General features: G+C 47.4%; 24 protein-coding genes and 1 pseudogene. 18 read left to right on the plus strand and 7 right to left on the minus strand.

The features are described from left to right. Nucleotides 1–121 precede the first annotated feature (121 nt). Both BN6471_RS00300 and BN6471_RS00305 read right to left on the minus strand, forming a co-directional pair. Complete coding sequence (locus BN6471_RS00300) at nt 122–1,228, minus strand: sodium ion-translocating decarboxylase subunit beta (protein ID WP_066644860.1); 1,107 nt, start codon at nt 1,226–1,228, stop codon at nt 122–124. A gap of 105 nt (nt 1,229–1,333) precedes the next feature. Further along, nucleotides 1,334–1,744 carry a hypothetical protein gene (locus BN6471_RS00305; RefSeq protein ID WP_066644433.1) on the minus strand — a complete coding sequence of 137 codons (411 nt, stop codon included), beginning with the start codon at nt 1,742–1,744 and terminating at the stop codon, nt 1,334–1,336. A 151-nt stretch (nt 1,745–1,895) separates the two neighbouring features. Here BN6471_RS00305 and BN6471_RS00310 point away from each other — a divergent pair, with 151 nt between their 5' ends. Then, complete coding sequence (locus BN6471_RS00310) at nt 1,896–2,885, plus strand: AraC family transcriptional regulator (protein ID WP_066644434.1); 990 nt, start codon at nt 1,896–1,898, stop codon at nt 2,883–2,885. Between the two features lie 61 nt (nt 2,886–2,946). Here BN6471_RS00310 and BN6471_RS00315 read toward each other — a convergent pair whose 3' ends face one another. Then, entirely contained in the window at nt 2,947–4,299 is a 1,353-nt protein-coding gene (locus tag BN6471_RS00315; protein ID WP_066644436.1) for a M24 family metallopeptidase, read from the minus strand. Between the two features lie 231 nt (nt 4,300–4,530). Further along, complete coding sequence (locus tag BN6471_RS00320) at nt 4,531–5,715, minus strand: MFS transporter (protein ID WP_066644438.1); 1,185 nt, start codon at nt 5,713–5,715, stop codon at nt 4,531–4,533. Nucleotides 5,716–5,862: 147 nt separating this feature from the next. On the opposite strand from BN6471_RS00320, the gene BN6471_RS00325 reads away from it, so the two are divergent. Further along, nucleotides 5,863–6,753 carry an AraC family transcriptional regulator gene (locus tag BN6471_RS00325; protein WP_066644444.1) on the plus strand — a complete coding sequence of 297 codons (891 nt, stop codon included), beginning with the start codon at nt 5,863–5,865 and terminating at the stop codon, nt 6,751–6,753. 26 nt (nt 6,754–6,779) lie between these two features. Here BN6471_RS00325 and BN6471_RS00330 read toward each other — a convergent pair whose 3' ends face one another. Next, the gene (locus tag BN6471_RS00330) at nt 6,780–7,712 is read right to left on the minus strand and encodes a DUF1848 domain-containing protein (protein WP_066644446.1); all 933 of its coding nucleotides are present in this window, start codon (nt 7,710–7,712) and stop codon (nt 6,780–6,782) included. Nucleotides 7,713–7,757: 45 nt separating this feature from the next. Continuing rightward, nucleotides 7,758–8,759, minus strand: a complete 1,002-nt coding sequence (locus BN6471_RS00335) for an NAD(+)/NADH kinase (protein WP_066644448.1) — start codon at nt 8,757–8,759, stop codon at nt 7,758–7,760. 424 nt (nt 8,760–9,183) lie between these two features. On the opposite strand from BN6471_RS00335, the gene BN6471_RS00340 reads away from it, so the two are divergent. The 12 genes and pseudogenes from BN6471_RS00340 to BN6471_RS00390 all read left to right on the plus strand — a co-directional run bounded on the left by BN6471_RS00340 (nt 9,184) and on the right by BN6471_RS00390 (nt 21,419). Continuing rightward, a complete protein-coding gene (locus tag BN6471_RS00340) occupies nt 9,184–9,549 on the plus strand; it encodes a hypothetical protein (protein ID WP_066522947.1) in 366 nt (121 codons plus the stop codon). A gap of 73 nt (nt 9,550–9,622) precedes the next feature. After that, nucleotides 9,623–13,273, plus strand: a complete 3,651-nt coding sequence (locus BN6471_RS00345) for a SpaA isopeptide-forming pilin-related protein (RefSeq protein WP_066522949.1) — start codon at nt 9,623–9,625, stop codon at nt 13,271–13,273. Between the two features lie 81 nt (nt 13,274–13,354). Further along, on the plus strand, nt 13,355–14,263 hold the full coding sequence (locus tag BN6471_RS00350) for a DNA-methyltransferase (protein WP_066522991.1): 909 nt from the start codon (nt 13,355–13,357) through the stop codon (nt 14,261–14,263). 4 nt (nt 14,264–14,267) lie between these two features. Next, entirely contained in the window at nt 14,268–15,080 is an 813-nt protein-coding gene (locus BN6471_RS00355; RefSeq protein ID WP_066644450.1) for a DUF6017 domain-containing protein, read from the plus strand. 85 nt (nt 15,081–15,165) lie between these two features. After that, a complete protein-coding gene (locus BN6471_RS00360) occupies nt 15,166–15,651 on the plus strand; it encodes a PcfB family protein (RefSeq protein ID WP_066522951.1) in 486 nt (161 codons plus the stop codon). A 182-nt stretch (nt 15,652–15,833) separates the two neighbouring features. Further along, nucleotides 15,834–16,151 (plus strand): hypothetical protein, encoded by a 318-nt coding sequence (locus BN6471_RS12795; protein ID WP_147553956.1) that lies wholly within the window; start codon nt 15,834–15,836, stop codon nt 16,149–16,151. 559 nt (nt 16,152–16,710) lie between these two features. Further along, nucleotides 16,711–18,528, plus strand: coding sequence for a reverse transcriptase domain-containing protein (locus tag BN6471_RS00370; RefSeq protein ID WP_003504504.1), 1,818 nt, complete (start codon nt 16,711–16,713; stop codon nt 18,526–18,528). A 105-nt stretch (nt 18,529–18,633) separates the two neighbouring features. Next, nucleotides 18,634–19,908 (plus strand): annotated as a pseudogene (locus BN6471_RS00375) (VirD4-like conjugal transfer protein, CD1115 family); the annotation flags it as partial. Nucleotides 19,909–19,953: 45 nt separating this feature from the next. Next, on the plus strand, nt 19,954–20,112 hold the full coding sequence (locus BN6471_RS12415; protein WP_074025736.1) for a Maff2 family mobile element protein: 159 nt from the start codon (nt 19,954–19,956) through the stop codon (nt 20,110–20,112). A gap of 64 nt (nt 20,113–20,176) precedes the next feature. Continuing rightward, nucleotides 20,177–20,539 carry a helix-turn-helix domain-containing protein gene (locus tag BN6471_RS00380; RefSeq protein WP_007887891.1) on the plus strand — a complete coding sequence of 121 codons (363 nt, stop codon included), beginning with the start codon at nt 20,177–20,179 and terminating at the stop codon, nt 20,537–20,539. After that, nucleotides 20,499–20,876, plus strand: coding sequence for a TnpV protein (locus tag BN6471_RS00385; RefSeq protein ID WP_002584333.1), 378 nt, complete (start codon nt 20,499–20,501; stop codon nt 20,874–20,876). The genes BN6471_RS00380 and BN6471_RS00385 overlap by 41 nt, the downstream gene beginning before the upstream one ends. 51 nt (nt 20,877–20,927) lie before the next feature. Further along, the gene (locus BN6471_RS00390) at nt 20,928–21,419 is read left to right on the plus strand and encodes a nucleotidyltransferase domain-containing protein (RefSeq protein WP_002584332.1); all 492 of its coding nucleotides are present in this window, start codon (nt 20,928–20,930) and stop codon (nt 21,417–21,419) included. A 118-nt stretch (nt 21,420–21,537) separates the two neighbouring features. Here BN6471_RS00390 and BN6471_RS00395 read toward each other — a convergent pair whose 3' ends face one another. Next, on the minus strand, nt 21,538–22,344 hold the full coding sequence (locus tag BN6471_RS00395; protein ID WP_002584331.1) for a helix-turn-helix domain-containing protein: 807 nt from the start codon (nt 22,342–22,344) through the stop codon (nt 21,538–21,540). 483 nt (nt 22,345–22,827) lie between these two features. Between BN6471_RS00395 and BN6471_RS00400 the strand changes: the two genes are divergently transcribed. From BN6471_RS00400 to BN6471_RS00415, 4 genes are all read left to right on the plus strand, one after another. Continuing rightward, entirely contained in the window at nt 22,828–23,016 is a 189-nt protein-coding gene (locus BN6471_RS00400; RefSeq protein ID WP_002584330.1) for a hypothetical protein, read from the plus strand. After that, the gene (locus BN6471_RS00405; RefSeq protein WP_002584329.1) at nt 23,013–23,354 is read left to right on the plus strand and encodes a DeoR family transcriptional regulator; all 342 of its coding nucleotides are present in this window, start codon (nt 23,013–23,015) and stop codon (nt 23,352–23,354) included. The genes BN6471_RS00400 and BN6471_RS00405 overlap by 4 nt, the downstream gene beginning before the upstream one ends. Then, on the plus strand, nt 23,347–23,643 hold the full coding sequence (locus tag BN6471_RS00410) for a DUF3847 domain-containing protein (protein ID WP_002584328.1): 297 nt from the start codon (nt 23,347–23,349) through the stop codon (nt 23,641–23,643). The genes BN6471_RS00405 and BN6471_RS00410 overlap by 8 nt, the downstream gene beginning before the upstream one ends. A gap of 746 nt (nt 23,644–24,389) precedes the next feature. Further along, the gene (locus tag BN6471_RS00415) at nt 24,390–25,850 is read left to right on the plus strand and encodes an Lsa family ABC-F type ribosomal protection protein (RefSeq protein ID WP_002584327.1); all 1,461 of its coding nucleotides are present in this window, start codon (nt 24,390–24,392) and stop codon (nt 25,848–25,850) included. Nucleotides 25,851–25,869 lie beyond the last annotated feature (19 nt).

Here is a 25,869-nt window from a genome sequence, read left to right on the forward strand (position 1 = left end):
CGCCGGAATCCCTCGTTGTTTGTTTTCTTTAGTATAATCAACTTAATCATCGTTGTAAAGCAACGAAACTCCAAAAGGCCCGTATACCAATACGGGCCTTTCATCTGCCACAAGGGATTTTTCACCCGCACAGCGCAATCAGGATGCCCGCCAGTATGGCCGAACCGATCGTGCTGGAAACAATCGGGCCCATCGCATGCATCAGCAGATGGTTGTTGGGGTTGTATTCCTGCGCCATTTTCTGGGAAACGCGCGCCGCCATCGGCATAGCGGATACGCCTGAATTGCCGATCAATGGATTCACCTTGCCTCCCGTTATATTATTCAACAGTTTAGCGATCAGCATGCCGCCCACCGTGCCGAATGCAAAGGCCACGAGCCCCAGCAGGATGATCAGGATCGTCTCAAAATTCAGCATCCTCTCCGCCGTAGCCGTAGCCCCGATGGAAATACCGATCAGCATGGTCAGTATGCTGAGCATATCGTTTTGCAGCGCGTGGGCAAGGCGGTCTGTCACGCCGCTTTCCCGGATCAGGTTTCCCAGCATCAGCATGGCCACGAGCGGCCCCGCTGTCGGCACCAGCAGCAAGGTGATCAAGGTGATGATGATCGGGAACAATATTTTTTTGCGCTTTGATACCTTATGCGGCACAGGCATCTCGATCACGCGCTCTTTTTGCGTGGTGAGCGCGCGCATGATGGGCGGCTGGATCAGCGGTACGAGCGCCATATAGGAATATGCTGCGATCGCGATCGTCGGCAGCAGCTCCGGCGCCAGCCGTTCGGCTACATAAATGGACGTCGGGCCGTCCGAGCTTCCAATGATACCAATGGCAGCCGCCTCCTGCAGCGAAAACCCGTCAAAGCCAGGCACTATGTTTTCCAGTCCCCCGCCGACCAGCAGCGCCCCGCCCAGCGCTACCAAAATCCCCAGCTGCCCGCCGAGGCCGACCAGCGCGCTTTTGGGCGAAGCGATCAGCGGGCTAAAGTCCGTCATTGCCCCAATACAGAGGAAAATGAGCGGTGGATAGATCCCGAGGCTGATGCCCTGGTACAGGTAATACAGCAAGCCCCCTTCATCGTATACGGACAGGCCGGAGATCGGGAGGTTCGCGATAAACATGCCAAAAGCCAGTGGTAACAGCAGTAAAGGCTCATATTTCCTGGCAATGGCAAGGTACATCAATACGAACGAAACAGCAATCATAACGGCCTGCTGTATCGTCATCTCCAGCAAGCCGATCTCTGTCAAAAATTGGTTCAGTGTTTCCAAAAAGACACCTCTTTCTTTGGTACGCAAAGAAAACTGCGTCAAGCAGCTAAATTCCTTCCGTTAAGAAAGAGGCGGTGCGTTGGAACCCAGGGAATGGGAAAGGATGGACGTTTCCAGTTTTACTGCGATCGGGGGAACCTGCCTGCCCGACTGCCTGATACGGTTCCCATAGCGCTCATTGAGTAAAGCAAACAAAAAGGACAGGAGGATAAGAAAACCTTGGAAAACACGGGACAAATCGTCAGGCTGGCCGCTATGTTCATGGTGCATATACGCGGTCTCCTGCCGTCCGCGCGCCGCATCGCTTAAAAAACAGGCCAATGCGCTGTCCGTATCGGTTGGCGGCTGCATATCCATTCCATAAGCCTCCACGGATACGCCCCACAGCGAAAGCAGGATCAGTAAAAAAAGGAACACGAATACCATGGACAGCAAAAGCCTGTTTTTTAACTTCGCCTGGTATCGCCGCATACTTCTCCCATTTCGATTCTTTTCTTACATTATATATAAATTTTGCGCGGGACACAAACGGATTCGCGTATTGCCATATTAAAATCCGGCTTTTTGCCCTTTCCATGCTTCCTGAAGTATGCTACACTCAAGCATAACAGGAGACTTTCCGATGGCGAATATCATACACAAAAAAGAATATGAACTTGTCCGGCTCATCAGCGGCCTTGGGATCGAAGCGCATATCACCCGTGTGATCGGTAGCGGGAAAATGCATTTTCACTGGCACAAGGAGCTTGAATTCGTACAGGTGGTGGACGGCCCCGTAACCATGCATACAGAGGACGAAAGCGTCTTGCTGGGGCAAGGGGACATCTTTATTGTGAATACCAACGAACCGCATTGCTTCCAGAAAACGGGCGTGGCAAATGATATTTTGGTGCTGCAGATCCCGCTCAAGCATTTCCAGGCCTATTATCCGGAAATCGTTTCCTGCCGCTTCCATGACCGCCACCTGAAAAACAGCGCTTCCCCCGCCTTTCGCCGGATGGCCGGTTACATCGCAAGGATATTCAAAAGCCTTGCCCAAAAAGAAGAAGGCTACCAGCTTGCGGTCATGGGCCTTGTGAACCTGCTTGCCCTGCATACCATCCGCACTGTCGCGCATGAGTCGGTCAGTGAAGAACGCCGGATGGCGGACAGCCGTAACCTGCACCGCCTAAGCCGGATCACCAGCGCCATACAGGACAGGTATGCGGATGGCATCACCTTGGAGGAGATCGCGCGGCAGGAGGGTATCAGCAAGCATTACGCTTCCCATTTTATACATAAGCACCTTGGCCTTTCCTTCCGGCAGTACGTCCGCCGGCTGCGGCTGGAAAAAGCTGTAGACCTGCTGCTCCGCACAGATAAAAAGAAGCTCGATATCTGTCTGGAAAGCGGCTTTTCCGACTATCGCTACCTGTGCCGGGCATTTGCCGGGGAATATGGCTGCACGCCCGCGGCTTTCCGTGAAAAGCATAAAGCGGTCAGGCACAGGGCACAGCGCGCAGACGAAGCCTTCCACGACCAATACATCATCATCGCAGACCAGGAAGCCTATGATATTTATTTTGGCTACCTCGAACAAAACGGATATGGCGACGACATAAACTTGTTATAAAAGGAAATAAAAAAGGGCGTACGCCCTTTTTTGATTTCCTTTTTCAAGCCGCGCCTATATTTTAGAATCCGCGTCCCACAAACTGCTGGACATTGAGCGGAAGCCGGTTGAACATCTTCACTTCTTTGCCCAGTTTGCCAAACGTCTTTTCGATCACGATATATTCCCAGTCCATTACGACATCCTCCCAGTTTTTGTCGAACCCCTGCAAACCGGCGTCCAGCATGAACGCCATGTTTTGCGGCAGTTTGCCCACGTAATCGTCCGTCAGCGCCCCGTAAAACTCCTGACATTCCGTATAGCCTGTATTGTGCATCGTCGCATACCCTTTCAGGCGGGCAAAGTTTTCGATGGGCTTTTTATCCACCCCTTCAAACTGTGCGGCATGCGCATTGTAATAGTCCGCCACCGCACGCTCGTGTTCACAGCCGTCCAAATCTTTTTCCGCAATCTCCCTGAATTTATCCAGTGAGTAGGTAAACGCATCTTCCAAAAATGCCATGTTCCTTTTATATTCCCCGGTCAGGCCGCTTTCGTCCTTCACGCACATCACGGACATGCGCGTAGAACCGCTCAGCCCGTCGCGCTTTGCACCCGCGCCGATGTGGACGATGTCTCCTTCCTGTATCTTGCGGTTGGAGGCCTTTCCCACCAGCGTCCAGTTGTTCCTTCCCGAGGTGACCATCACCGGATAGGCAAGCTCTTCCACGCCCAGCTCATGCGCGATAAGCGCGCCCCACGCAGCGACCTGTGTTTCATACATGCCTGGGGACAGGACGCCCAGCATCCCCTCCAGCATCACGTCTGTAATGAGCGACGCTTCCTGCGTCAGCCGGAGCTCACGGGCAGATTTATTGTATTTGATCGCATAATAGTCCCTTGACCTGTCGGCAACATTTTCAGCGCCCACATAGGCGGCCAGCATATTGTAAAGGCTCAGCGGGAAAACCGCCCGCGTGGTGAGCATCGCTATGCTGGAAGGTTTTCCCCCGCAGGCCGCTTCGATCGCTTCGTGCGGGTGTATGGCCCCGGCCGGGTATTTGTCGCCGTAGTCCGCCTTAAAAAGGTCGGTGCGGAATATTTTCCCGCCGGAACGTTTGCTGAATTGTTCGCATACGATACCGCTTTCCAGCGCCGCCAGGAACACAAAGCCTTCTTTTCCGATCACGCCTGCGATCGGCTCCACGATAATGTTGTTATTGCCGCCCAGATAAGGGACGTCTCCGCAATAATGTTCGTCAGAATAGACGATACCGCAGTCAAACCCCTCCTTTTGCAGCATCTCCCATACTTTGTCCTGCCGGTCTTTGAATTCCTCCGGCGGAAGCCTGAATTCTTTGTCAAAAGACGGTGCGCCAGCCAGCACCTTCTCCACGATCTTTGCCTGTTTTTGCCACTTTGCGGATTCAAACATTGTTACGGTTTCCTTTCCAGTTCGCGTTTTCCTTCCCATGTCTTTTCCCATTGTTGCCATAGCCATTTTACCATGGCGCCGCCGCTTTGTTCCTGCACGAAGTTAAGACGCAAACTGGGCATAGTTGCTATTTACCAAAGGGGATGCAAGCGCCTTTTTCCGCTCATCCAAACGTCCCGCCTGAACCGACAGGCGGGACGTTTGGATGTGAAGATTATTGATAACAGGAAGTTAAATCCGTATATCCGTTTTTCTTTTGGCATAGATCCTGTTCACCATCAAAACCATCAGGATGAGGAATACTCCCAGATAGAACGGAAAAGCTTCGTAACCCGTTTTCCCGGCCAACAGGCCAAACAAGGGAGGCATCAGGGTCGTGCCCAGGTAAGCGCAGGCCATCTGTATCCCCATCAGCGCCTGTGAATTTACCTTGCCAAAGGTATTTGGCGTTTCATGCAGCATACTGGGGAAGATGGGCGCGCATCCCAGGCCGATCAAAAACAAGGCCACGATCATGAGCGTTCCGCCCCACGGCAGGAACAGGATGGCGATCCCGACGGCGATCAACAGCTGCCCCAGCCGGATCAGCTGCTTTTGGCTCAATTTCATGGATAAGAAGCCGGACAATATCCGTCCCAGCGTGATACCGATAAAAAACAGCGAAATCCAACCTGCGGCAATGTCTTCCTGTATGCCCCGCACCACAACAAGGTAACTGCTGCCCCAAAGTATCACCGTTTGTTCTACGGAAGAATAACAGAAAAAGGCGATGAGCGTCGGTTTTGCTTTGGGCAGCCCGATCGCTTTCCGTATGCCGGCCGGGGCCTTTTGCGAGGCTTCCTGCGCTGGGTTTTCTGCCGTTTTAAAGCCCCCGGCTTTTTTCCAGAGGGGCAGCGAAAAGATCAAAATAGCGACCAGGGCAAATTGGAGGATACTGATCAGGCGGTAAGCACTGTTCCACGTACCCGATTGCATCAGGATCGACGAGATGATCAGCGGGCCGATGATGGTGCCGATCCCCCAGAAGCTGTGCAGCCAGTTCATGTGCGCCGCTTTATAATGCAGTGCGACAAAGTTGTTCAGCGCAGCATCCACAGAACCTGCCCCCAGTCCCAGCGGGATCGCCCACAGGCAGACGGCAATAAAACTGTCCGACAGCGAAATCCCCAAGAGGGCCACTGCTGTCATACAAACGCTGACCAGCGTGATATGGCCTGTCCCGAACCTGCGGATCAGCCTGTCACTCAAGAGGCTGGAAATGATCGTGCCGCCCGCAACGACCATGGATATGATTCCCGCGCTCGATATGCTTACGCCAAATCCTTCATACATGGCGGGCCAGGCGCTGCCCAAAAGGGAATCCGGCAGGCCCAGGCTGATAAAAGCGAGATAAATAATAACGAGTAATACTACCATCGCAAAGGCTCCTTTATGGGACACACGGCATACTTTAGCATCCGTTGACTTTCGTGCGTCCTCATAATACAATGATAGTATCAATTTAAATCTTTGTATATAAGTATTATACAAAATTTTATAATAATCGTATCAAAAGGTGTTATTATGAAGCTGCGGAAAATTGAAGTTGACCATAATTTGAGGGAAGCGATCTACTATAAGGACAGCACCTTTCCCGTGGACATATGGACGGACGTATACAGCGCGTTGGTCGACCATACGCTGAATTGCCATTGGCACAATGTGTTTGAGTTCGGGGTCATGCTCTCGGGCGCGCTCGATTATTACATCAACGGTTCCCATATGAAGCTTGTGAAAGGCGACTGTGTGTTTGTCAACGCCAATACGATGCATATGGCCACGCAGTGCGGGGGCTGCGACGACGCGGTCATGTTCACCATCGTTTTTCCGCCCACGCTTTTTACAGACAATACGCGCAATTCCGTCTACCGCAAATATTTCCAGCCCATCCTCGAGCGTTCCTCTTATGGCTTCAAGCTTGAGCACAACGCCCTTGGGCAAAAAATGATCGCCTCCCTGCAGGAGGTCTATGCCCTGCGCGATACGCAGTACGGTTATGAGCTGAAATGCCTTGGACTTCTCATCCAAGTGTGGGAAACCCTGCTAAGCTATATTGCCGAACACGGCGGGCCCCCTGCCCAAACAGGCCCGCAAAACAGGTATGAAGGAAAGGCAAAGGATATCCTTTCCTACATCCATGCACATTATACGGAGAACATCAGCATCGACGACATCACAAAACACACTGGGATCAGCCGCAGCGCCTGTTTCCGGTGCTTCCGGCGCTTCACCAACAAAAAGCCGGTCGAATATATCAATGAATACCGCCTGGCGCACGCTGCCAAAATGCTCAGGGAGACAGGCGACAGCATCGCCGAGATCTGTACGGCGTGCGGTTTTTCCAGCTCCAGTTATTTTGGGAAATTATTCAAAGAGAAATATGCGCTGACGCCGCTCCAGTACCGCCACAGCTAAAAGCTGCATCCAGCCCTGATCCTCTTCTAGTCAAAGAGGCTGCGCTGCAGGATTTTATTTGAAACTACCTTGCGCGTACTCACCTTGTCGCCCGGCTGCACGCTGTCGCACAGCATGGGGGAACGGACGTCGAACGACCGCATGTTCCGCCTGACAGAATCCTGCGAAAAATTGGCGTAGCAATACTGGCATCCGTTGCCGCAGGTATCGTATGCCCCAATGTCTATACTGGCGGCGCAGTAACAGTCGGCCCTTTGCCCCGGGTCTTTCTTAAGCCGGTACGAATATCCTGTCAATTTTGAGATCAACCGGTCGTCGATGCACTTCGCCGGCGGGATGCCCGCTGCCTGGATATCCAAGTTGCCGCAGGCGCTGACCTTAATCCCATGCTCCTTTCCGATCGCTGCAAACTGCTTTGCCAATTCGATGTTTTGCCGCATATCTCCGTTTTCAACGCCCATCTCGCGCATCCTCTTTTTGATTTTGGGATACAGATCGAGGAAGCTGAGCTTGCATTGCCTGGTCTGCCCGTCCAGCTTCTCCGCCAAACGGCCAAAGGCCCGCAAATGGTATCCGGCAGTATATTTCTGCGTATACAACACCGGACTGTAACGCCATACGACACGCTCCGGCCCCAGCTCTCCCGACAGCTGCCGGAAGGTTTGCAGCAGCTCTTTTTTGGGAGGCAGGCTGTGCTCCACGTCGCTGCCATACGGATTTAATGTAAATTGAATGTAGTACGGATAGGGCTCCAGCCCGTTTAATTTTCCCAGCATCGGCGCGGGGTCTTTGGTCCAGAATATGATAGCGTCCAAGACCTCCGGATCCAGCCGTATCCTGCTCACCTGCTGCGGATTGATTGGGTTGCGCACCAGTACGTAGCCCTCGCGCAGCCTGTTTAGAAACCATTCGTAAAAGAACCTGGGGATATCCGTCCTCCTGCTCGCACTGATGAACATGCCTGCCTCCTTGTTTTCTTTTCCACGCGGCCGCTGTTTTTTTAGTTATCGCATCGGGGAACGGAGATATCCCAAATCGGCCGCTTTTTGAACCGCCTCTTTCACATTTACCTTGCGGGGGCCGTTCCGCGTTATTTTCAGGATCATTGTATCTTCCGGCCCAAAGGTCATTTCTCGTTCGCCATCAAGCGCCACTGTGCCGAAATATCCCGGCTGCAAAACGATCTCTTCCCCGATTTTCACACGGCGGATGTCCCTTGCCCCAAAGCGTGTCAGCATACCCGTAGCGATTGCCGCGATGTATGTATTGCACTGCCAGTCAAGCTTTGCGTATATTCCGCTATCTTCCTCAGGCGACACGGAATGAATCGAACCGATCAGGCCGGAAAACCCGATGTTCGCCGGATGAGCCTGCGCCACAAGGATCGCGTCAATATCCTCTTCTTGCGTGATTGCACGCGCTCCGATATAACTCTTTTTGGATAGGACTGCATCCACGAGCGCAATATCGTGCTGGCCGTTGGAGATGCTTACTTCGATCAACTTGCCATGCAAAAATTCTTCCCGCTTGAGAATATTTCCTGCGATCGCAGAAGCCGCCATCGCTACGGCCGTTCCTTCTATGAACGCCGGGTATACATTGTTCGTGCCTGTTGAGACAGGGATCAGCGGCACATCGCCGATCGTCTTGGCCGCAACCCTGCTTGTCCCGTCGCCCCCGAGGGCAATGACGACATCCGCCCGCTCTTCTTCCGTAACATATTTTACAAACCTGCTGGTGTCCTTTGCACTGCCGGAAACAAACGTATCGGGGATCGTTACTCTCTTTCGCACCTCCGGGTTGCTCATGCCGTCCAAAGCGTCATAGCTTAGGCGGTTGTCGTCCGGCATCATGTAAATTCGATGATCGCCAAGCTCGCATATCCCGGACAATATCCGCCTGGTAATGCTGATTTTCTCCTGGTTGTCAAACGACGTCGCATAGGACACGATGCGCCTGACATCCTTCCCGGAGTATGGGTTGACAACAATTCCGACCGTTCCCATTGTTTATACCTGCTTTCTTTGGTTGCCTATCGTAGATAGGAAAAGGTGGGATAGCGCATACTGAGCCTTCGGCTTGTATTCACAGGACCCACGTGGGTTCTCATCTTTTTAACATAATAAAAAGACCATACTAAGTATGGACTTTTCATTATGGCGGAGAGGGTGGGATTCGAACCCACGTGCCCGTTAAGGCAAACGCATTTCGAGGGGTATTTTTTCAAAATAAGCCCTTATATCTTTCCAAAACCTACCATATCTTACTACCGAAAAACCTTTAATCTAAAGGATTCTTAAATAACTTCACATAAGACGTTATAAAGCCTTAAATCATTACTTTACACGGTCGGGCAACAAAAGGGCAACACGGCAACAAATTTAAAACTGCTAAATAGCTAACTTCGTATGAAGAAAGGAGCAAAATAAGATGCAAGAAAACCCTTTAATCGCTAAAGGTATTATACAGCAAGACGGCGAGATTTGCAAAGACAAGATCAATCTTGTTTCGGGGGCTATCACGCCACCATTTGCTGAAACAATTTGGACGTTCACAGGCGGGGACATGGACACGATCAACCGCTTAACTCATATCTTTTTAGATATGAACACAGAACAAGACAGAGAACAGCTATTCAACCTCATTCGCGTTATTTATGGTCTTATGGGCTTACAGTTTTCAGATGAAGCCGTTCCGATAGCATCACACCCACAAGCATTGGAATATTTCGTTTTTTCATTCCTTGCGGATTTTGGCGAGGTTATCCAAGAACTACGCGACGAAGAAATAGCATAGCCCATTTACTTTAAACGTCTGTCTCTGACAGGCGTATTTTTTTACCCCAAAACGAAAGGAGCAAAAACCAATCATGAAAAAAGGACAAAGGCTAATTGCCTTTATTGTACTACTTGTAACGGTGCTTGTGGCTTTTCCGCTTTCGGCGTTCGCGCTGGATAGCGGGGCAACATTCCATTACACACATCATAGTCAATATAAATACACGTTCGGTTCGAGTTTCCCGCCCCCGTTTAACGTGACGGACGGATATTATAAAGAATGGTCTACATTCCATATGACGACCGATGCGGGCGACACAAAAATTGCGTATTGCCTACAATACGGCGTGACGGTCGCGCAAGGCAGTAAATATGATTGTTCCGACGATTACAGCGACCTTGCGGATTGGCAAAAGGAACTAATTCAACGAACGCTGGTCTTAGGGTATAACGATCATACGGGCGCACTTTACGGCGGCGATTGGCTGGATAACGCAATGGCGACGCAGGGTCTTATTTGGATTATTGCGTCCGGGCAGTACGACCAAAGCGACGAGGATTATATTATCAATCAAATGTTTGAAGCTAATCCAACCGCAATAGACATTTACCATGAGTTGCGCGACATGGTGAGTAATTACACGACGAAACCTAGTTTTGACAGCAACGAGATTGAATTAAAATATAATCCAGTAAACAAACGTTTTGAAACGACGATCAACGACGCTAACGGCGTGTTGCGGTATTATGATTTTTCTGCAAGTGGCGTGAACTTCACACGCAGCGGAAACACGCTGCATATTTCCACGGCAAATATGTTTGATGATGTGCAAGCAACGGCAACAAAAGAGTTGCCGACCGACGAATTACCCTCAATAATTAACGGTTCCCCGGAATACTGGATTCATAGCAAATATCAAAACCTTGTTTCGCTTTCCCCTGTATCAGAGGGCGGCGAAACAATGTCCGTCACTTCATCCTTTAAGTTGAAAACGGAAAAGATCGGTAATATCCGAGTTGTGAAGCGTTCCGAGGACGGCGCGGTTGCGGGAATGCAATTCCGCATAACGGGCAACGGTGTTGATCGAACTGTTACGACCGGGAGCGGTGGAGAGATAACGACCGAGGGGCTTTTGGCAAATTTGGACTATATGGTTACAGAGATTGGGACAGCAAACCGATATGTGCAGCCCGCCGCGCAAACCGTCCGAGTATTGCCAGGACAAACAAGCAACGTCACATTTTCCAACGTCTTAAAGAAATTTAACATTGTTGTGACAAAATCAGACGCAGAAACGGGAACGCCAAAGGACACGGACGCGACGCTTGACGGCGCGGAATATGCCCTATACGATAGCGCGGGACGGCTTATAGATTACATCGTCGCAAGCGGACGCACGGCGACCAGTAAACTCATTCCATTACAGACGGTAAAAGTAATCGAGAAGAAGCCGCCGACAGGATATAATCTTAATTCAAATCCTTACACAGTTACGCCTGATTTTGCGGGGCAGACCGTAGAAATCGGACGGGCTGATGTGGGCGTGACCGATACAGTTATCAAGGGACAGGCGGCATTTGTAAAATTTGCGGACGTACCGCTTACCGGGGACAGCGACGACGGTGGGATAAAACAGCCTTTGCCGAATGTGGAATTTAAGCTGTCCCTTGTTTCCACGGGAAAAGAGATTTGCAAGGTTAAGACCGACGAAAACGGTTATTGCATTACTCCCATGCTTAAATATGGGCGGTACTTGTGCGAGGAAATCCCCAGCGACGCAAACGCAGGGTATAAGCTGATAGAGCCGTTTGAAATCGAGATCACGACACAAGGCAAAATTTATCGCTATATTTTGGAAAATGAAGCCTACAACAGCGAAGTAAAGATTATCAAACGAGACGCAGAAACCGGGCAGCCCGTACAAGCTGAAACGAAGTTTAAAATTATGGATAGTACGGATAATTGGGTTGTCCAAAACATCAACTACCCTACGCCGACCCAGATTGACATATTCACAACAGCCCTTGACGGTTCTCTTGTACTTCCAGAACCATTGCGACCCGGTGATTTTGAACTATACGAAGTTGAAGCTCCCAACGGGTACACGATTAGCACCGACCCCATACCATTTACGATCACGGCAGAAAACCACGCCGCAATATTGGAGGTAGAAAGTCACAACGAACCCGTGAAAGGCACGATCACAGTTTTAAAACAAGGTGAAAGCCTAGCGGGATTTACGCAAACCGAGGACGAGGAATACGGCACGATTTACAGCCCTGTTTATTCCCTTATTGGGATTTCTGACACGGTGTATGACGTTGTGGCGGCAGAAGATATTATAACCCCGGACGGGACGACAAGGGCGAACGCTGGGGACATTTTGGACACGATCACAACAGGCGAGGACGGACGGGCAACGTCAAACGAGTTATTGTATATTGGCAGCTACCAGCTTATCGAAAAATCCGTTCCGTTCCCGCTGGTGCTTGACCCTACCCCGATACCGTTTGAAATCACATATGAAGATCAGGAAACGCAGATTGTAGCAACCAAAGCAGAAACCACAAACGCGCGGCAAAAAGCGGTTGTTACCTTAAAAAAAGATTGCGAAACCACGCTAAATCAAACGTATAACCCTTACCCGGATATCGTGCTGGGTCTATTCAGTCGAAACGATATTGGCGCGGATGATGCGGTTTTGCTGGAAAGTGACGCGCTTCTTGAAGTAATCAAGTTGGACGAAAACGGAGCCGCGACAATCAAAACGGACTTGCCTTGTGGTTACAGTTGGTACATTAAGGAACTGCAAGCGGGTAACGGGTACGTGCTAAATGATTTGGAATATGATTTTGTTTTTGATTATGCAGGTATGGAAACGCCGACCGTGGAAATAGCGGTAAATGACGGCGCACCTATTCCGAACGAGTTGATGCACGGCAGTATCAAAATCACTAAGACCGCAGAGGACGGAAAGGTTGAGGGTATACCATTCAAGATCACGGGCGTATCACTTACGGGCGTACCATATGAGGGCATTTTTGAAACGGATAGCAAAGGAGGAATACAAGTCCCGATGATTCTTGCGGGTCGCTACAAAATAACCGAGGTACGTAATGATCGCACAGTGGGATATATTGAACCGGGGAGCCAAACGGTCGAAGTGACGCACGGCGGGACGGCAACGGCAAAATTTGAAAATATCTTATTACATGGGAGTGTTAAAATCGTAAAAACCGACGAAGCGGGTAACAGGCTTAACGGCGCGGTGTTTGGTCTTTTCAAGATCAAAGACATAGCCGGACAGCCCGAAGTCCCGCCCACCGCGACCGAAACATCGGAGCCGACCGCCACAACAAGCGCAGAAATCCCGAAAAACGGTGATGAGTTGCTTCAAGAATTTACGATCACGGAAAACGGCGAATACACAATCACGGGCTTACCCTACGCTCTTTATTACATCAAGGAATTACAGCCCCCCGATGAAAGCTACCAGCCCAACGAAGTACAATATAAGTTTTCACCTATCCATGACGGCGAAACGGTGGAAATCACGATTGTAAATGAGAAGATACCGACCGTACCCGTGGAGCCAGAGAACCCGGAGGAATTACCCCGACAAGCTGGAAGTCCGCCAAAGACGGGCGACAACACAAATATTTTGTTATATATCCTGCTTTCGGTGATCGGCGGCGGTATGCTTGCTATTTGGATTATAGGCAAAAAGAAAAAGATGTTTTAAAGGGGGCGTTTACGCTCCCCTTTTCGTGAAAGGAGTATAAAAACAGTTTTGAATAAAATCTTATGTGGTGACGCAATAAAAATGCTAAAAACCCTACCTAAAGGGTGTGCGGATATGTGTGTCACTAGCCCCCCGTATTACGGCTTGCGGGATTATGGTGTAAATGGACAAATAGGGTTAGAGCAATCCCCCGATTCATATATTCAAAAACTAATGGAAGTATTTCAGGAGGTATGGCGGGTATTGCGAGATAATGGCACACTTTGGATTATTATTGCAGATAGTTACGCTGGTAGCGGGAAAGGAGCAGGAGCAAAAAAGAAAAGCAAACAGTCTTACAAATATTCTAAAGACAATAAAGCCGTAAAAATGCCGAAACTATGGAATGGAATTAAACAGAAAGATATGATAGGTATTCCGTGGCAATTAGCGTTTGCATTACGACAAAAAGGCTGGTTTTTACGTTCTGATATTGTGTGGCAAAAACCTAATGCAATGCCGGAGAGCGTTAAAGACCGCCCCGCCCGCTCTTACGAACACATCTTCTTATTGTCAAAATCTCCACGGTATTATTTTAACCACGAAGCTATAAAGCAGCCTGTAAAAGCCAGCACCGTAGCGCGGTACAGACGCGCAGTAGGTGAAAATAAATATTCGGACGGTATTCCAGGGCAAACGATGCAAGGATTGTTCCGAACACGGCGGGACAGTTTGAAGATGCCTCTTATGCGGAATTGCAGGGACGTGTGGACAATACCGACCAAACCGTACAAAGGGGCGCATTTTGCGACTTATCCTGTAGACCTCATAATCCCCTGTATTCTTGCGGGATGTCCGAAAGGCGGCATTGTGTTAGACCCTTTTTTGGGGGTCGGAACAACGGGCATTGCCGCGATTCGTACCGAGCGACAATATATTGGAATTGAATTAAATCCAAATTTTTGCAACTTGGCGCGAGACCGGATAGAAAAAGAAACGGAAAGGAGCTGATTTATTGGCAGTATACCGGGTGGAGCGTACAAAGGACTATACCGTCACGGCAAACCACCACTTACGCAACACCGCCTTATCGCTCAAAGCAAAGGGGCTTTTGTCCTTAATGCTATCTCTCCCAGATAATTGGGATTATACCACAAGGGGGCTTGCTGCTATATGCCGTGACGGTGTGGACGCAATTAGGGCAACAGTGCGGGAATTGGAGCGTAACGGGTACGTTATCCGCAAGAGGATAAGGAACGCGCAAGGGCAGCTTGCGGAAACAGAATACACGATATTAGAGCAGCCCCAGCCTAAACTGGAAAATCCAGTCTTGGGTAATCCAGTACAGGAAAACCCAGCATTGGGAAAACCAATACTGGAAAATCCCGCACAATTAAATACTAAGAAATCAATTATACAAGAATTAAGAACGGAGGTATCAAAGAAAGATCAATCTATCAACCCTACTGGCGCGATCGAAGCGATTGAAAATTGCAGGGCGCAGCTATGCACCAATATTGAATATGAGACATTATGCGAACGGTACGGCACGGAACAGGTAAACGAGATCGTGGAGCTTATGACTGAAACGTTGTGCTGCGGAAAAGCCCGCATACGGATTTCCGGGGACGATAAGCCCGCCGAGTTGGTGAAAGCTAGGTTTTTACAACTTAAATTCATGCACGTTGAATATGTTTTAAGCTGCATGAGGAACAACACAACCAAGATCAGAAATATCAAAGGATATCTTTTGACGGCATTGTTTAACGCCCCGGCGACGATAGATAACTTTTACCGAGCCGAGGTAAACCACGATTTGTATTTGTAAAGGAGTGATGCTATATGATTATGTGTATTGAATCGCTGGGAAAGACCCAGCAGGAACAAGAGGACACGGGCGGCGGTGATGACGATTGCAAGAAAGCGTAAATGAAAAAGCCGTTGGTTTTATTTTGCGGGGAACAAAGATAACAGCGGATATGATACGTGATGCAATGCGACGTTTTATATCAATGCAGGGCAAGACAAAAAATAACAAAGGAAAGGAGATTTACAAAGGGAAACAGAGCTTAAAACATCTTAAAGCGGCGACAAATGGGAATGTTGAAAGCATAGAGATCACGGACAAAAATATTAGAGCATTCGACTGTCCGGCAAGGAAATATGGTGTTGATTATTCCATAAAAAAGGATAAATCCGTTAATCCACCCCGGTGGTTGGTGTTCTTCAAGGGAAAAGACGCTGATTCCCTGCAAGCTGCTTTCCGCGAGTTTACAGCCAAAAAGTTAAAGAAGCAGGAACGCCCCTCTGTCCGGGAGCAGCTTAAAAAATTCAAAGAACAGGCTAAAAATCGCGTCAAGACAAAGACGATCAAACGGGATAGGGGGCGTGACCGATGAAGATTACCCCCGGACTAAAAAAGCGGCTCTTATTCCTTTTCCCTTTTAGTCTTATTTTTTGTATAGCGGATAAGCTAGGGTTTGTCTATCGCCTGTCCGCCGGAACGGGCGCGGTCAAACTCTCAAACACGGTGCGGAATTTACCGCACCTTTTTGATTTCCCGCCAATCAGTATACACGGCATGGATTTACTATTTGCGGTGATCGTTTCGGCGGCTCTCCTGCTTGTTCTATATGCAAAAAGAAAAAACGCAAAGAAATACCGCAAAGGCGAGGAATACGGGAATGCCCGCTGGGGAACCCCGGCAGATATTAAGCCGTTCATGGACGCTGCCCCCCGAAAGAATGTCATATTGACGCAGACCGAGGGCTTAACGCTTAACGACCGCCCTAAAAATCCGAAGTACGCGCGGAATAAAAACGTTGTAGTGTATGGTGGAAGCGGGAGCGGAAAAACGCGCTTTTTTTTGAAACCAAGTGCGCCCGTAAGGGCGGTATAAATCCTACCTTGAGCAAGTAGTAGGTAAAAGTATCAAGCGGCATTGTGCCGCAACCTATCATTCCCCGTCTTACCCCAAAAGGGAAACCGGAGGGCGACCATAGCATGACGGAGGACACGGGGCGCTGAAGCCTCAGAAGCGCCGGCGTGACGGAATGAAAATCCACGTATGAGGATGGAAGCTAGACTGCTTGAATGACAGCCTGAAATCGGGACCAAGAGCGTACCCCTGACGTAGAGAGGTTGTACTCGTCAGTGTTCCTGACAGTCGCATTGTTTGGCTATGCGGCTGCTGATACTCGGAGCAGGTTCAGCCACGGGAAAGTGGAAAAAGGCGAACGTCACATACCGACAACGTGGAACGCTTGTTTATACCGTACTAAACGGGGATTGCCTAAAGTGAAATGCCGAAAGGCTATGAAAACGCTGAAATGCGGGGTTCTGAATATTCACCATGGCAACAGAGTTCCCATAGTAGTCTGCGGACGGGAAAGCCGTCTACATGGCAAAGGGGAACAGTGAATCATTTTCAAAACAGAAAGGATGGTGTGTGAGACACTATGAGAAATCCGATTCATGTCTTGAAAAGCCTTGAAGAAAAGGCAAGTGTAAGTAACTACAAATATGAAAGATTATATCGCAACCTATACAATCCAGAGTTCTATCTCCTTGCATATGCGAACATTGCGAAATCGCAGGGGAGCATGACGCAGGGGGTAGACGGGCAGACGCTGGACAACATGAGCCTGCCGAGAATTAACCGGATTATTGAATCCATACGCAACAGGACATATCAGCCAAAGCCTGCAAAAAGAAAGTACATTCCTAAAAAGAACGGGAAACTTCGCCCGTTGGGAATCACTTCTACTGATGATAAGTTAGTGCAGGAAGTGGTCAGAATGATTCTTGAAGCAATCTATGAGCCGACATTCAGCAACAATTCACACGGTTTCAGACCAAAAAGAAGCTGTCACACGGCACTTACGCAAGTGAAGAAAAACTTCACAGGTGTTACATGGATTGTCGAGGGAGACATTAAGGCGTGCTTTGATAACTTCGACCATCATGTGTTGGTTGAATTACTGCGGAAAAGGATTTCAGACGAGGCTTTTATCGGTCTAATCTGGAAGTTCCTGAAAGCCGGATATATGGAACAATGGCAGTACAACTGCACCTACTCCGGTGTTCCGCAGGGCAGCGGTATCAGTCCGATATGTGCAAACATCTACCTCAGCGAACTGGACAACTATATGCAGGAATACAAAGAAAAGTATGATTGCGAGCCAGAACGCAGAAGGACGACCAGAGAATACGAGCGGGCGTCCCGGAGATACAGAAAGGCACGTAAAGCGTTAATGGGCGCAGAAAAATCAACTCCTGAACTGGTAAAAGAATTTAAGGATTCCAGAAGGAAGAAGATGAATCAGCACTATTACAATCCGTTTGAGGAAGGCTTCAAGAAAATCCAGTACAACCGTTACGCCGATGATTTTGTAATCGGCGTTATCGGCTCCAAAAAGGACGCAGAAAAAATCAAGGAAGATGTAAAAATCTTTCTCCAAGAAAAACTGCATTTGGAAATGTCCGAGGAAAAGACGAAAGTCACCCATTCCAGTAAGCCGGTACGCTATCTGGGGTACGATTTCAAAGTAATCCATTCCAAGAACATGAAGCGTTGTAAAAACGGCGACATGAAACGGGTGTGGTATGGAAAAGTATTCCTGTATATGCCGAAAGAAAAATGGATTAAAAAAGCGATGGAACGGGGAGCGATACAGGTGAAACGCAACAATGACACAGGCAAAGAAATGTGGCGGCCTATGCCAAGGAAAGACCTGATGAACCGCAGCGACGCAGAGATTGTGTCTACTTTCAATTCCGAAATTCGAGGGTTATATAACTTCTATCGGATAGCAGAAAACGTAGGCGCATTGCACAAGTATTACTACATGGTGCGGTACAGCATGTTAAAAACTCTGGCAGGAAAGCACAGAACGAATGTCAGTGTTATTAAGAAGCGGCACATGGTAAACGGAGTACTGAGAATCCCATACGATACAACTAAGGGACGTAAATACTGCGAATTTTACCATGATGGATTCAGAAAGCACAGCGACGGCTATGACAATGTGGCAGACGTTATGCCGAGTTATAGGAAATATGACAGCAGGCACACGATAGTAAACCGCATAAAAGCCGGAGTATGCGAGATTTGCGGGGAACATGCAGACTATTTATGTATGCACCACGTAAGAACGCTGAAATCGCTGAAAGGCAGGGATATATTTGAGCAGAAAATGCTGAAAATGAGAAGAAAATCTCTGGCTCTCTGCCCTGACTGCTTTGAACTCTTACACGAAACCAAAGAATCAAGGTGATTCATGGAAAGCCGGATACGCTGAGAGGTGTACGTCCGGTTTGGGAGGCGGCTCCCTGAAACCTACTGATGAAAGTCAGCAAGGCGCAGGGTGCCTACCTCATACCTTATGCAATGTCACAGTTCATATGTTGTGACGGATAGCAAAGGAACGGTAATTCTTGAATGCGGAAAAATGCTTGAACAGACCGGGTATCGTATCAAGATTTTTAATACGATCAATTTTTCAAAGTCAATGCACTATAACCCGTTTGCCTACATTCACAGTGAAAAAGACATTTTGAAACTGGTTAATACGATCATTGAGAATACCAAAGGCGAGGGAGAAAAAGCGGGTGAGGATTTTTGGGTTAAGGCAGAGCGGCTATATTACACGGCTTTAATCGGATATATCCATTACGAAGCCCCGGCAGAAGAACAAAATATGATTACCCTGCTGGAAATGATAGACGCTTCCGAAGTGCGCGAGGATGACGAGAATTTTAAAAATGCAGTTGATTTAATGTTTGATCGGCTGGAAGAAAAAGCCCCAGAGCATTTCGCGGTCAGGCAATACAAGAAATATAAACTTGCGGCAGGAAAAACCGCAAAAAGTATTTTGGTTTCATGTGGTGCGCGGCTTTCTCCCTTTGACATTGCGGAGCTACGCGAAGTTATGGCTTATGATGAATTGGAGCTTGACACGCTGGGCGACGAAAAGACCGCCCTGTTTATTATCCTGTCCGATACAGACGGAACATTTTCATTTTTGGCGGCTCTTATCTTTTCCCAGCTATTTAATTTGTTGTGCGAAAAAGCCGATGACGTATACGGCGGGCGGCTTCCTATTCATGTTCGCTGTCTAATCGACGAGGCGGGAAATATCGGTAAAATTAACCAGCTTGAAAGGCTTGTAAGTGTGGTAAGATCGCGCGGAATTAGCATTTGTCCTATCTATCAAGCCTATTCGCAATGCAAGGCTACCTACAAGGACAATGCGGAAACGATCATAGCGAGTATGGACAGCACCTTATTTTTAGGGGGTCGGGAACCGTCCACGATCAAAGACATTTCCGAAGCATTGGGGCGTGAAACGGTGGACTTGTTCAATGAAACGGAAAACAGAGGACGCGAGATCAGCCACGGACTGAATTATCAAAAAATTGGAAAGGAGTTGATGACAAAAGATCAGCTTGCAGTAATGGACGGCGGGAAATGTATTTTACAAGTGCGCGGTGTACGTCCGTTTTATTCGGATAAGTACGATATTACAAAACACCCGAATTACAAATATCTTGCCGATTACGACGAGCGGAACACATTCAACATTGAACAGTTTTTAAGCACAAGGTTAAGGGTCAAGCCAGATACAGTGTTTGACCTATACGACATGGGGGCGTGAAGATCACGCCCCCTTTTCTATTTCATGAAAGGATGAATGAAACATATGGAATTTTTTACAGAAGCAGTAAAGGTATTGCAAATGCTTGTAATCGCGCTGGGCGCGGGTCTTGCAATTTGGGGTCTTGTCAATCTTTTAGAGGGCTACGGCAACGACAATCCCGCCGCTAAATCACAAGGGATTAAGCAGTTCATGGCTAATTAAAGGGAACAAAAAGAAAGGAAAAGCCAATCCAGACGGTATCAGCGGCAGGCTACAAGAATAAATTGTGATTTCACAAGATTGGTGCTATAATAAGAGAAAAGTTCCTGCCGGGGCAGCCGCTCCGGTGGTATGGATAGAAAGGCAGGAAAACAATATGCACATCAGCTATAAACCACTCTGGCACACACTGTTAGAGCGTGATATGAGAAAAGAGGATTTAAGGCTTGCCGCTGGTATGACAACAAATATGATTGCCAACATGAGCAAAGAGGGAAAGCACATCAGCATGGATACATTAGCCCGTATCTGCGAAACGCTGAATTGTGAGATTACCGATGTGATTGAGTTAGTACCAGACGAGCCTGCTTCCACAGGAGGTAAGGAACATGAGCGAATTGAAACCAAGAATAAAAGAAAACGGAATTGATTATATCCTTGTTGGAGATTACTACATCCCGGACTTGAAGTTGCCGGAGGAACACCGCCCCATCGGAAAGTACGGACGGATGCACCGGGAATATTTAAGAGAAGTCTGCCCAGCCAGATTACACACATTGACCCTGACCGGGGAATTGTGGACATATCTTGCAGACCTGAACGAACAGGCACAGAAACGGTTAGACACCATCATGGAGCAGATGAAAGCTGCCGAGGGCGTGACCGAGGAATTGAAGCGTACCCGTCAAATGGAATGGGTGCAGCGTTGCAATAACATTCACAACCGGGCAGAAGAAATTGTTTTACATGAGATGATTTATTCATAACGGTATGGTAGAATGATTATTACAAATTAGAAGTTGTAAAGGAGACTTTGTATGGGTAGAAAAGAAATAACAACAAAAGAAGATTTAATGAAAGTAATAGAATTATTCGAAAATACTGGAATTACATACTGGTTGGATGGCGGATGGGGTGTAGATATTTTAGCTGGTAAACAAACAAGAATTCATAGAGATATAGATATAAATTTTGATGCTCAACATACGGAAAAATTGTTAAATGTGCTTTTGAATCTGGGCTATAAAATTGATACAGACTGGAAACCGGTTAGAATAGAGTTATATAGTGATGAACTTGGTTACTTAGACATTCACCCGTTCGTTTTAAGTGAGGACGGAACTTCAAAACAAGCTGATTTAGAGGGTGGCTGGTATGAGTTTGAAAAAGATTACTTTGGTAGTGCTTTTTTTGAAGGAAAAACAATTCCTTGTATATCCTTAAAAGGCCAAAGAGTTTTCCATTCAGGTTATGAATTAAGAGATAAAGATAAGCATGATATTTCAATTCTTGAAAGTTTATCAAAATAACATTGCTGTAATTTCTAAGATAAATTCCACTTTATCGCTTTGAAATTTTAACTGAATAAGTATAGCACCAACCGCTGCTACATGGAAGCAAACACAACCATGCAACAGCGGTTTTTCTTTACCGTTTTTTCCTTTGACTGATAGGAGTTCCTGTTTTCTTTGATTTTTGTAGAATCCGAATGAGCCAGCGAAATTCTTCGTCTGACAGATTTTTATAGTTGATGCCGAGCTGCTTGCAGTAAAGGACAACCAGCTTTTCATCCCGACTGCCCTTGAAATTTTCAACCGCTTCCAAATTTTCTTTCAATTCATCGGCAACGGTGGTCTGGGGCGCACTCTCGCTGTCCTTTTTGTGGGCTTCCCGAATATCCCGGATAATGAGATTGAGGTCATCAAGAACCATGTGGCTGAAATATTCATCATCGCTGATATGGGCGGCTTGCAGCACTTTCAAATGCGGGTCGTCTTCGCCGGGGCGATACCGTTCAATGATTTCATGCCGGACAGTATCGACAAGGGCGTTGAGGTTTTGAATCTGCATGGTGGCAATCCCATCTACATAAATCTCAATGTCCGCAAGAAACTTGATAAAGTCCTTATGAGTGGCAAGCTCACAGAGCAGACGGTTGTTAATCCGACCGCCTTTCAGAAGTGCCACCATCTCATCATTCAAATGCAGCTCTGTTAGTGGCGTGTTGATCTGCTCCCGGTTCTCTGTCCGGCACAGCAGATAATCAACGGAAACCCCATAGAAGTCTGCCAGCGTGATAAGGTTGCCATGATTGATTTCCTTATAATCCTCTTTTTCATAACTGCCAAGAGCTGATTTGGAAATGCCCGTCAGCTCTGATAATTCTTCCAGATTTAAGCCTTTGTCCTTGCGGAGTTCCCAAAGGCGTTCCTGTATGCTTGTCGCTCCTTTCATGGGCGCACGCTCCTTTCCGGCGGTTTCATTACTGCCGCTTAACTGGATTATATCATACTTTCCGCAATCGTGGAAATTTCTGATTTTTACCCTTAATTCCTACTTTGTGGACATACGGCACAGGGCACAAAAATGTTCTATGATACAGGTAGTTCATCGATGGATTATTCCAATCGAATGACCAGCCTGTGTGGGATATGCTTCCCCGGCGATGTAGCGCCATGACTTTTGGCAGGGATATGGAGGAACCCTGACCGAAACGAGCGTACCAAAGGGAGCAATACGCCGCTGTGAGATTCAGGGGAGGAACGACACCGGGGAGAACTGGCGAACTGATACCGAAATGATACCGAAACACGACAATCTGATAGGGGGATAGTCTACCCTATTGCTGATACTTCTGGAGATTTTAGACGGCTCTATGACCGTAATTTTGCCGAAAATCGCCCCGAAACTATACACTAAAACGGGAGGAAACGCAATATGCCGAGAATGAGCAAAAAGAGGAAGCATGAGCTTTCTTTTTACCTCAATGACCGGGGGCGTGTCACTTACAACGAATTATGCCGGAAATGCAAGCATGGGTGCAAGCAGAGCTTCCGGGCGGTTGTGGTTGACTGCCCCCGTTATTTATCCAAAAGAGCAAAGAAAAAGGAGGAACACACCGAATGAATTTTGAATTTATGACGATAGGCACACCGTTGCCGCCCTGTATGCCCTTTCCCAGAGCGTTGACAGGATTTCCAGTCAGCAGCACCGCAAAGGTCATGTACTGCCGGATGTTGGACGCTATGCTATCCAACGGACAGGAGGACGAGAACGGAATCCTGTTTATCTGCTTCCCTGTCACAGCCATTGCCGCAGTCCTGTCCCGCAGCCCCATGACGGTCAAGCGTTCTCTGAATGAACTGGAAACCGCCGGACTGATCATGCGAGTGCGTCAGGGCGTTGGAGAACCAAACAGGATTTATGTGCTGATACCGGGAAAGGAGGACGCTGCCCTTGCCTGATACCTCAAAGCTGGAAAAGCTCAACCGAGAGTTGGAAAAGAGTGAAAAGAAACTGCGGAAAGCCATCAATGATGAAAAGGCATTGCAGCACCAGCTAAAGCAGCTTACCCGAAAAGAACGGACACACCGGCTCTGTACTCGTGGCGGTATGCTGGAAAGTTTTCTGCAAGAGCCGGAACGCCTGACAGATGATGATGTCATGCTGTTGTTGACACTCATTTTTCACAGGCAGGACACGCAGGAACTATTGAAGAAACTGCTGGAACGTGAGAAGCCGGAAACCCCTTAGTTTACTAAGGGCGCAATTATACACCACCCAGAGGTTGGTGCATTGCGTTCTCCGAAGGCTCCTCGCCGGGGGGCTGTGATTTTCCGCAGTCATGGTCTGCTCCAAATCAAACAGGGGACGCTACGCTTCCCCTGCGCTGGCTGCCGCCAGCTACCCTTTTGTGGACTTGCCATCTGGGGAGACCTTGCGCTGCAAGCTGTTCCCAGCCGACAAGTTTCATAAAATATGCTATCTTTTCGATAGGCAATAAAGTATAATAAAGTCAGCAATAAATCGGAATTTTACGGTCAGTAAGGAATGCGTAAAGTTATATGATTGTATTATAAGCGATTTGTTAAATTTTTATAACCACTTGTATTTGCCTGCGATTTATGGTATAATATTTTGAAATTTAGAAAGAGGTGGGAAGATGATTAACTTTTCTTGCAAATAAAATCAAAATATGCGGTAGTGCTATACTTTGGCATTATTGTGTCTATTGCAAGAAAGTTATATGTCTATCTTACTCAATATAGTGCTGTTGCCACTTTTGCTTAGTGGTGTTATTTTATGCTATGACGAGCTGCAAGGATAAACTTTCTTGTGGCTCTTATTTTGTTTTGGAGGTGCTTTATGAATAGTGCAGAACAGATAGTTACACATGATTCACTCCGTATAGTGTCGGTTCCTTTTGGTGAAATCTATACGTAGTAAACATTCACCGAACCGACTTTGTATCGTATGACATGCAAAGGAGGATAATATTTATGTCAATGATTAAAATTGAAAACCTTACGTTTTCATATCCGACAAGTTATGATAATGTTTTTGAAAATGTCAGTTTCCAGGTTGATACCGATTGGAAGCTTGGTTTTGTGGGCAGAAACGGACGAGGTAAAACAACCTTTCTGAATCTTCTGCTTGGGAAATATGAGTATAGTGGAAAAATCCTATCATCCGTACAGTTTGATTATTTTCCTTATCCCGTTTCAGATAAGAATCGTATTACAGAGGATATATTGCAGGAGATTTGCCCACTTGCGGAAGAATGGGAACTTATGCGAGAACTTTCTTATCTTGATGTTGATGTCGATGTGCTTTGGCGACCTTTTGAAACACTTTCCAACGGAGAGCAGACAAAGGTTTTGATTGCCGCTCTTTTTCTTAATGAAGGGCATTTCCTACTGATTGATGAACCTACCAACCATTTGGATGCCAAAGCGAGAAAAAGTGTGGCGGCATATCTGAAAAAGAAAAAGGGATTCATCTTAGTTTCTCACGATCGTCGCTTTCTTGACGATTGTGTTGACTATATTCTATCGATTAACCGAGCGAATATCGAAGTGCAAAGAGGAAACTTTTCATCATGGATGTCAAATTTTGAGCGACAGCAAGAATTTGAACTGGCTCAGAACGAACGTTTGCAAAAGGACATCAGACGATTACAGCAGTCGGCAAAACGCGCTGCAGTATGGTCTGAACGTGTAGAAGCTTCCAAAATTGGGGCAGCAGATAAAGGTTATGTCGGTCATAAAGCCGCCAAAATGATGAAGCGTTCAAAATCTATAGAAGCGAGACAACAACAGACAATCGAACAAAAATCAGCATTGCTGAAAAATATGGAAACCGCAGAAGCCCTCAAGATACAACCGCTTAATTACCATACAGATTTGCTTGCATCATTATCGAATGTAGTAGTTTATTATGATGGCATTTCAGTTTGTGAACCCGTTTCGTTTGAAATAAGACAGGGAGAACGCATTGTGCTTGATGGAAAGAACGGCAGTGGCAAAAGTAGCCTGTTAAAGTTGGTAGTCGGGCAGTCCATAGATTATACGGGTACAGTAACACTTGGCTCTGGGCTTGTAATTTCTTATGTGCCACAGGATACATCGTATTTATGTGGAACCCTTTCCGAGTTTGCAGAAGAAAACAACCTTGATGAAAGTTTGTTCAAGGCAATTCTTAGGAAAATGGACTTTGAGCGTGTACAGTTTGAAAAGGATATTAAAGACTTTTCTGGCGGGCAAAAGAAGAAAGTCCTAATTGCGAAAAGCCTTTGTGAAAAGGCACACTTGTATGTATGGGATGAACCGCTCAACTTTATTGATGTGTACTCACGTATGCAGATTGAACAACTCATAACGGAGTTTGCCCCGACCATGCTCCTGGTAGAACATGACAGTGTTTTTCGAGATACTGTGGCAAGTAAAATTGTGAATATCTAAATTGGTTCTTCCGCAATTT

Source organism: Christensenella timonensis, assembly GCF_900087015.1.
GTDB classification, from domain to species: Bacteria; Bacillota; Clostridia; order Christensenellales; family Christensenellaceae; genus Christensenella; species Christensenella timonensis.